Annotated in this window: 9 protein-coding genes and 1 pseudogene; 4 read left to right on the top strand and 6 right to left on the bottom strand. The window is 64.1% G+C overall.

Features of this window, described 5'->3' with window-relative positions; translation table 11 throughout:
* Together ACMO6A_RS11030 and ACMO6A_RS11025 are read left to right on the top strand one after the other, a co-directional pair.
* Nucleotides 1-493, top strand: a 493-nt coding sequence (locus tag ACMO6A_RS11030) for a protease inhibitor I42 family protein (protein ID WP_418471263.1), incomplete at its 5' end; no start/stop codon positions are given.
* A gap of 52 nt (nucleotides 494-545) precedes the next feature.
* A complete protein-coding gene (locus tag ACMO6A_RS11025) occupies nucleotides 546-974 on the top strand; it encodes a protease inhibitor I42 family protein (protein ID WP_009305649.1) in 429 nt (142 codons plus the stop codon).
* A 57-nt stretch (nucleotides 975-1,031) separates the two neighbouring features.
* Here the strand turns inward: ACMO6A_RS11025 and ACMO6A_RS11020 are convergent, their stop codons facing one another.
* The 6 genes and pseudogenes from ACMO6A_RS11020 to ACMO6A_RS10995 all read right to left on the bottom strand — a co-directional run bounded on the left by ACMO6A_RS11020 (nucleotide 1,032) and on the right by ACMO6A_RS10995 (nucleotide 5,479).
* Entirely contained in the window at nucleotides 1,032-1,829 is a 798-nt protein-coding gene (locus tag ACMO6A_RS11020) for an ABC transporter permease subunit (protein ID WP_009305650.1), read from the bottom strand.
* Entirely contained in the window at nucleotides 1,822-2,739 is a 918-nt protein-coding gene (locus ACMO6A_RS11015; RefSeq protein WP_009305651.1) for an ABC transporter ATP-binding protein, read from the bottom strand. Before ACMO6A_RS11015 ends, ACMO6A_RS11020 begins: the two co-directional genes overlap by 8 nt.
* A 52-nt stretch (nucleotides 2,740-2,791) precedes the next feature.
* Nucleotides 2,792-3,427 (bottom strand): TetR/AcrR family transcriptional regulator, encoded by a 636-nt coding sequence (locus ACMO6A_RS11010; RefSeq protein ID WP_009305652.1) that lies wholly within the window; start codon nucleotides 3,425-3,427, stop codon nucleotides 2,792-2,794.
* Between the two features lie 150 nt (nucleotides 3,428-3,577).
* Nucleotides 3,578-4,636, bottom strand: a complete 1,059-nt coding sequence (locus tag ACMO6A_RS11005; RefSeq protein ID WP_258719943.1) for an IS3 family transposase — start codon at nucleotides 4,634-4,636, stop codon at nucleotides 3,578-3,580.
* Nucleotides 4,585-4,770: pseudogene (locus tag ACMO6A_RS11000) on the bottom strand (helix-turn-helix domain-containing protein); the annotation flags it as partial. The pseudogene ACMO6A_RS11000 and the gene ACMO6A_RS11005, both read right to left, overlap by 52 nt.
* A 265-nt stretch (nucleotides 4,771-5,035) precedes the next feature.
* The gene (locus ACMO6A_RS10995; protein WP_009609247.1) at nucleotides 5,036-5,479 is read right to left on the bottom strand and encodes a hypothetical protein; all 444 of its coding nucleotides are present in this window, start codon (nucleotides 5,477-5,479) and stop codon (nucleotides 5,036-5,038) included.
* 281 nt (nucleotides 5,480-5,760) lie between these two features.
* On the opposite strand from ACMO6A_RS10995, the gene serA reads away from it, so the two are divergent.
* Both serA and nrfD read left to right on the top strand, forming a co-directional pair.
* On the top strand, nucleotides 5,761-7,341 hold the full coding sequence (serA, locus tag ACMO6A_RS10990; RefSeq protein ID WP_009304313.1) for a phosphoglycerate dehydrogenase: 1,581 nt from the start codon (nucleotides 5,761-5,763) through the stop codon (nucleotides 7,339-7,341).
* Nucleotides 7,342-7,351: 10 nt separating this feature from the next.
* Nucleotides 7,352-7,868, top strand: a 517-nt coding sequence (gene nrfD / locus ACMO6A_RS10985; RefSeq protein WP_418471262.1) for an NrfD/PsrC family molybdoenzyme membrane anchor subunit, incomplete at its 3' end; no start/stop codon positions are given.

Below are 7,868 nucleotides of genomic sequence, written 5' to 3'. Positions count from 1 at the left end.
GAACAACGACAATGGCAACGGTAACAACGGCGACAACAACAACGGCAACAACAATGCCGACAACAACAATAGCAACAACGGCAATAACAACAACGGCAACCAGATGGGCGACGGCAGCAGCATCGGCGAAGGCACCGTCCTCAAGGTTCCGAACGGCTGGGTCGCCTATTCCCAGAGCGACATGCTCGTGCTGCTGGACTCGAACGCCGACGTCCAGTACCAGTGGACGGCCGAGGTTAACGGCAACACCGTGCTGAAGGACACCGACGCCGACCTGCCGTCCTCCGGCTTCAACGATCAGAACTCCCAGGACGTCGTGGGCGCGGCCGGCATGCACGCGTTCGGGTTCCTGGCCGACGACCAGAACAACGGCGAGTCCACCATCACAATGAAACTGGCGAACACGTCGAATGCCAACGATGTGAAGACCACCATCGTAGTGAAGGCCACGGTGCAGAACGGCACGTTCACGGACGTGAGCGTGCAGGAGTAGCGCGCCCCCCGCTATACTGCGGGAAAGCGAAACCGCTCGGAAGGAGTGCGCGATGAAGGCTCGTCTGAAACTCGTGATAGCAGGAGCGTGCATGGCGGCTTTCATCGCGTTCGCCGTCGGGTGTTCGGCTGCGCCGGGATCCGAGGTCCAGATCGCCGAAGGGTCGGCGGAGTTCAGCCAGGGCGACCTCGTGGTCAAGCTGGACGCGAACCCCACGACGGGGTACGAGTGGACCTTCCAGATCGACGGCTCGGCCGTGCAGCCCGACGGCGACGAGTTCGTCCCCGCGAGCGACGGCGCCCAGCCCAAGACGGGCGAAGGCGGCGTGCACACGTTCAACTTCAAAGCCGACGGCTCGGGCGAGGCAACGCTGACGTTCACGTATGCGCGGTCGTGGGAGGCGTCGGACAGCGACAAGACCGTCGTGCTGCATGCGACGGTTGAAAACGGCGCGTTCACGCAGGTTGAAGAGCAGGCGTAAACATCAAAGGGCGGGAACGGCCGAGCGCCGTTCCCGTCCTTTCTCGTGCGGAATGCTCTAGATGCTGAGGTCGCGCCGATCGAAGGCCGCAACCGCCACGGCGAACAGCGCCACCGCGCCAACGGTCAGCGCGATCGCGCCGCCGACGGCTGACGCGTCGCCCGCGGCCAGGCCGTAGTAGTCGAACAGCGTCAGCGGGTTGACGTTCTTCAGGAACTCGAACTTGTCGCCCACCTGCGATACCATCTGCATGAGGAAGAACAGGATGTTCAGGCCGCCTCCCACCCACAGGGCGGCCGTCGCGTTCGAAAACAGACATGCGGACAGGAAGCACAACCCGGCCATCGCCAGCCATAGGGCCAACAATCCCGCATTCACCTGCATCAGCGCCTGCATATCCAGCTCGCCCGGGAACAGCGCTTCGGCGAAACCTGCTTCGAGCGACGTCACCACTGCCATGAGCGCCACCAGAATGGTCACCATCACGCCCACCATGGTCAGCGCGATGCGCGTGCGGCTGTTCGGCGTAGCCAGCAGATACGCCATGGCGCCGCGATCGAGGTAGCGCACCATCAGCTTGTTCGCCACGATCAGGATGAGCACGAGGATGAAGATGGTCAGCAAGAACCCGTACAGGTAGTTCAGCATGAAGTCGATGAGGGTGGTGGCCTGCACCGACATGCCGAACGCCGCAAACATCTCGGGCATGCTCTGCATCATGGCATCCAGGCTTTCTCCCAGCTCCGGATCGTACATGCTGACGATCACGCCGATGTACATAGCCAGCACCGCCGCGATGATGAGGCTGACGAACAGGTTCGCGCGCAGCTCTTTGGCGAACAACGTCCTATTCATGAGAGCCTCCTTTCTCCACCTGGTTCGTCGTGCCGTACAGGTGCATGAACAGCTCTTCCAGCGTTTGCTCGCGCGCGGCGAGGTCCACGATGTCGTAGGCGGCCAAGTCTTTCACGAACGCGTCGGGGTTGCCGGCCACGGCTGCCTCCACGCTAGCCGCGCCCTGTTTCCGTGCGTCGGGATGCGCCTGCGCGTAGCGGTCGCGCGTGGTCTCGTCGGCGAACGTCACCGCGAACACGCGCTTGCGGCTCTTCCTCACGTCGTTCATGCGCTCGACGGCGGCCAGCCTGCCCGCACGGATGAATGCGACGCGGTCGCACGTGCGCTCCACCTCGTCGAACAGGTGCGATGAAAGCAGGATAGTGGCGCCGCGACGCTTCTCCTCAAGCACGAGGTCGATGAAGCGGCTTTGCATGAGGGGGTCGAGGCCGCTGGTGGGCTCGTCCAGCAAAACGATGTCGGGCGAGGTCATGAACGCGCACACCAGGCCCACCTTCTGCTTCGTGCCCTTCGACATCTTGCGGATGCGCCGCGCGGGGTCCAGCTCGAAGTACTCGACCAGCTGGTTCATGCGCGTGCGGTCGCGCAGCTTCTTCATGCGCGCCATGAATTCCAGGAAGGCCGCGCCGGTCATCTCGTCCATGCAGGCGATCTCGCCCGGCAGGTAGCCCAGGCGCTCCTGGATGCGGCTGCGCTGGCTGAAGCAGTTCAGGCCGTCGATGCTCACGGTGCCCTCATCGGGGCGAATGAAGCCCATGAGGTTGCGCATGGTCACGGTTTTCCCAGCGCCGTTCGGCCCCAGGAAGCCGAACACCTCGCCGCGTTCCACGGAGAACGACACGTCGAACACGCCGCGGCCGTTGCCGTAGTCTTTCTTGAGCCCCTTGAGTTCGATCACGGGGTCGCTCATCGGTATTCCTCCTTAATGAGACAAAGGGAGACAAAGGGATGGGGTTGCTATCTCATCGCCTCCGGTACTCTTCTTTGTACGAATAGGCTTTCAGCATGTCGCACCAGCGGTACATCTCGTCCATCATGGCGTCTAAATCGATGCGTTGATGCAGCGCTTGCTGTTGGTGCAGATAGCCGTCGGCCAGCCAAATCAGCATGTTGAGCACGTACTTCGGATCGATGTCGTCGCGGAACCGGTCAAACCGCACGTTCTTGAAGTACGTCGTGAACATAAAGTCGAGTTGTCGCTGCGTCCAGCTGTCCATCGTATCCTTTATGTCCTTGTGCTCCGGGTAGAAGGCCCGGATGGAGAACTCCAGCAGGTAGGGGAACTTGCTCAGCACCTTGGATTTGGTTTCCGCCGCGTAGACGAGCAGCTCGAAGAAGTCGTCGATCTCCCAATACCCATCGTCCAGCACCAGGTTGGACACCTTTTCCATCAGATGCTCCATGAGGTACAGGTACAGCTCCTTCTTGTTCTTGAAGTAGAAGAACAGAAGGCCCTTCGAGATGCCTGCCCTGCGCGCGATCGTCTCGGTCGAGGCGTTCTTGTAATCGTTCTTGCCGAACGTTTCCACGGCGGCGCTGACGATGGCCTCGCGCCGCTCTTCGGGAAGGCTCTCGAATTTCGAGCGTCGGTCGTCCACTGCCGCCTCCTTTCCTGCCGCCGTTGACCGGCCGGTCAACGGATCGAAGACCATGCTACCCCGTTGACTATTTTTTAGAAGGGGGCGCGAGGAAGAATTTTTGCCAGGTTGAACTGCGTCCCGGTTCTTGGACAAGGAAAATAAAGGTGGCTATGCTGCTAAGGACTGGTTCCGGAATTCCTCCGGGGTCAGTCCTTTCAGTTTAACCTGCCTTCGCCTCGTGTTCCAGTGGACGATGTACGCCTCGAGCCTCTCCTTGAACTCCTCGAAGCTCTCGAAGCTCTGCCCGCGGAAGAACTCGTCCTTGATATGGCCGAAGACCTGCTCGGTCGCGCCGTTGTCGATGCAGTTGCCCTTTCTCGACATGCTCTGGACGATGCCCGCCTCCTCGAGCGTCTTGCAATAACCGTCGTGCTGGTACTGCCATCCCATGTCGGAGTGCATGACCGGGCTCGCGGCCTCCGGCATCTTCGCCAGCAGGCCTTCCAACATCTCCTTTTGCTGCGCCATGTTCGCAGACCGCGATATGCTCCAGGACACGATCTCCTTGCTGCCGAAGTCGTACGCTGGGGCAAAGTAGGCCCTGCCCCACGGGGCCTTGAACTCGGTGACGTCCGTGCCGAGCTTCTGCCAGGGTTCGTCGGCTGAGAAGTCCCTGTCCAGGACGTTGTCGAACGCCCTGCCGACAACGCCTTTGAACGAGTTGTACCTGTGGTAGTCGCTCTCGCGCCGGATGCCGCAGCTGATGCCCATCTCGTGCATGATCTTCAGTGCGGTCTTGTCGGCTATCGCCACGTCCTCCTCGGCGCGCAGGGCCATGGCGACCTGCCTGTGTCCGCAGCCGTTGGCCGTGCGGGAGAGCACCTCCGCCACCTTCTCCCATAGCTCCGGCCTCGTCGGCCTCGGCGGGTGCGAGCGGGCGCGGTAGTAAGTCGATCTCGGGAGCCCGGCGGCTGCCAACAGGTCGGAAAGAGCGTGGCCTTGCCCTGAAAGCATCTCGATCACTTGGGACTTCTCCCAGCTCGAGACTTCTCCGCCTCCAGGGCGCGGACTTTTTTTAAGTAGGCGTTCTCGGCTTCGAGCCTGCGCACGCGCGCCTCGAGCTCTTGCTCGCGCGTCTTGGGCGCGCTTTGAGCCGCAGATCCCTTCGGCCTGCCCTTGGGCTTGGGCCTGAGAGCGTCGGCCCCGCCTTCGCGGTAGAGCCGGCACCAGGAGTCGAGCGGGGTCCTCGACGCGATGCCGAAGGCGGCCATGGCCTCGGGCTTGCCCATCCCCTCGTCCACGACGGCCCGAGCTGCGGCGACCTTCGTCTCCCAAGCGTATCTCGTTTTCCGGCTACCCATGCAGAGCAGCACCTCGCTTCCGACGGACCTGTACGTCAGAAGCCATTTTTCCACGATGCTGGCCGACATGCAAAGCCTCGCGGCGACGATGTCCCTGCCGTACCCCTCGTCGAACAGCTCGACCGCTAGTTCGCGCATCTTCCTGTCATGCTTCGGCGGCATAAAGAAGCCTCCCATCTCTCGAACTTTACTTTCTTGTCCAAGAAATGGGAGGCAGTTCACGTCGGGCCCCTTCTTTCACGTGCGGGAACGAAGCTGCGGGCCGCTACAGGTTGTTCTCCTTCTTGATGTTGTAGGCCAAAAGCACGCAGACGAGGGGCAGGACGAGGCCGAAGAGGGCGCTGGCGATGTCGCCGCCGTCCGCGCTGCCGCCGAAGAAGGTGCCGAGCGCGCTCAGCACGGCGAACGCGAGCCCGATGATGGCCAGCGCGTAGAACGCGCCGATCTTGCGCGGGTCGTTGGCTCCGCGCAGGCCGAAGATGCCGATGGCCAGGTTGATGGCGCCTCCGAGGAGGATGACGAAGCCGGCGACGGCTGCCACGCCTCCGACGAGGGCGGCGCTTCCGGCGTCGCCGATGCCCGCGCCCAGGATGCCGAGGGCTCCGCCGGTGACGATGCCGCCGATGCCGAGGAGCAGCGTGAGCGCCGCGAACACGATCATGATGATGGAGATGACCTTGAGGGCTTTCTGCGAGGTGGTCTTCTGCATGGCGTTCCCTTCTCTTTTCGGTACGTCGGAATAGGATACCCGACGGGAGGTGCGAGAACGTCTACAATACCGCACCAAAGCAGCCGCGCGGTCGCTTTTCGCCGTGCTTGCCGAGTCGGACGCGCGTTTTCGCAATTCATCGGGAATTTCGCAGCCCGTGCATCTATCCATGGGGTTTTTCCGTATCATAAGGACGTTTGCTCGATCGGCGTGAACGCGTGCGGCCGGCGCCGGGCGGGACTGTTTCCCTGACATCCATAAGGCAAGAGGTGGTTTTCGTTATGACGAAGAAGGTGCTGGTTACCGAGAGGCTGGCCGAGGCGGGTCTCGCAGTGCTCCGCGACAAGGGGTGCGAGGTCGACGTCAAGCTGAAGATGACGCCCGAGGAGCTGATCGAGACCGTTCCCGGCTACGATGCGCTCATCGTGCGCTCGGCCACGAAGGTCACGGCCGAGGTCGTCGAAGCTGCCGATCGTCTGCGCATCATCGGGCGCGCCGGCGTGGGCGTGGACAACGTGGACGTCGAAGCGGCCACCGAGCACGGCATCATCGTGTGCAACGCGCCCACGTCCAACATCGTGTCCGCCGCCGAGCACGCCATCGGCCTCATGCTTGCCTGCGCGCGCAAGGTTCCGCAGGCGAACGCGTCCATGCACGAGGGCGTCTGGGAGCGCGGGAAGTACACCGGCGTGGAGCTGTACGAGAAGACGCTCGCCATCTTCGGCCTCGGCCGCATCGGCGGCCTCGTGGCCGAGCGGGCACGCGCCTTCGGCATGAAACTGATCGGCTACGACCCGTACTGCAGCCCCGAGCGCGCCGAGCAGCTGGGCGTGACGCTGTACGACGACGTGGACGCCCTTGTGCCGTTGGCCGACTTCATCACCGTCCACCTTCCCAAGACGAAGGAGACCATCGGGATGTTCGGGCCCGACCAGTACGCGCGAATGAAGGACGGCGTGATCCTGGTGAACGCCGCGCGCGGCGGCATCTTCGACGAGAAGTCGCTCGCCGACTTCCTGGCCGCCGGCAAGATCGGCGCGGTCGGCATCGACGTGCACGAAAGCGAGCCCTGCACGGACAGCCCCCTGCGCGAGTTCGACAACGCCATCCTCACGCCGCATATCGCGGCGTCCACGCAGGAGGCGCAGCTGCGAGCCGGCGTGCAGACGGCCGAGTACGTGGCGGCGGGTCTCGAGGGATCCATCGTGCCCACGGCCTTGAACATGGCGCCCGTGCCGCCCGAGGTGATGGACGCGGTGGGACCGTACGTGCCCGCTTGCCAGATGATGGGCAGCATGCTCGCGCAGATCGACGGCGAGATCCCCCAGTTTCTGAAGCTGACGACGGCCGGTGCGCTGGCGCACGCCGACGCGTCCATCCTCGTTGCCGGCACGCTCAAGGGCATCCTGTCCTACCAGAGCACGGCCACGGTGACGCCGGTGAACGCCGACGCGGTGGCGAAGCGCCACGGCATCAAGGTGGAGACGCTTTCGTCGCCCGACGCCGGGGGCTACGCTTCCACCGTGTCGGTGGTGGCCGACGGCACCGAAGTGGCCTGCACGCTGGCGGGCGAAGCGCAGGCTGCGCGTCTCGTGTCGCTGTTCGGCTACCAGCTGGACATCGCTCCGGCCGGTCAGTCGCTCGTGTTCGAGTACGTGGACGCGCCGGGGCGCGTGGGCACCATCGGCACCATCCTGGGGGAGGCGGGCATCAACATCACCACGATGCAGATCGCCACGTTGCCCGGCGAGCAATGCGCGCTCGTGTACATGAACGTGGAGGGCGACGTCGACGACGACGTGCTGTCCAAGCTGCGCGCGGGGCTGGGCGACCTCAAAAACCTCTGGTACGTGAAGCTGTAGCGGCGGCGCGATGTTCGGCCCGCTCATCGTCATCTACCTGTTCTTGGCGGGCGCGGGCTGCGGCACGTTCGTCGCGGCCGTGTACCTGTCGCAGCGGGCGCGCTCGTCCGCTGCGCTGAGGCGCTCGCTCGGGCGGGTGGCCTTGCCGTCGCTCGTCGTCTCGTGCGGCATGGTCGCAGTGGGCGCCGCGTGCCTCATGCTGGACCTGGGGCGGCCCGAGCTCGCGCTCGACGTGTTGGCGAACCCGGCTGGCAGCGTGCTGTCGGTCGGGGCGTGGGCGCTCGTGGCGTTCATGGCCGCCGTGGCGGCGCTCCTCGCGTGCAACCTGCGCGTGCTCGGGCTCGGCCACGGCGCCGTGCTGGCCGTGCAGGCCCTCGGCTGCGCGAGCGCGCTCGTGGTGATGGTGTACTCGGGGCTGTTCCTCTCCACCATCTGGACGCTGCCGCTTCTGGCGTCGCCGCTCGTGCCGGTGCTGTTCACCTGCTCGTCGCTGTCGTGCGGCGCGGCGGTGATGCTCGTGCTGCCGC

It is taken from the genome of Eggerthella sp. (genome assembly GCF_048329335.1).
Classification (GTDB): Bacteria; Actinomycetota; Coriobacteriia; order Coriobacteriales; family Eggerthellaceae; genus Eggerthella; species Eggerthella lenta.
Note: the sequence above shows the minus strand (reverse complement) of the source record. Positions and strands in the feature narration are given on the sequence as shown.

Coding starts and splice junctions, on each gene's coding strand:
- ACMO6A_RS11025 (WP_009305649.1), top strand. CDS start 546: ATGAAGGCTCGTCTGAAACTCGTGATAGCAGGAGCGTGCATGGCGGCT.
- ACMO6A_RS11020 (WP_009305650.1), bottom strand. CDS start 1,829: ATGAATAGGACGTTGTTCGCCAAAGAGCTGCGCGCGAACCTGTTCGTC.
- ACMO6A_RS11015 (WP_009305651.1), bottom strand. CDS start 2,739: ATGAGCGACCCCGTGATCGAACTCAAGGGGCTCAAGAAAGACTACGGC.
- ACMO6A_RS10995 (WP_009609247.1), bottom strand. CDS start 5,479: ATGCAGAAGACCACCTCGCAGAAAGCCCTCAAGGTCATCTCCATCATC.
- serA (WP_009304313.1), top strand. CDS start 5,761: ATGACGAAGAAGGTGCTGGTTACCGAGAGGCTGGCCGAGGCGGGTCTC.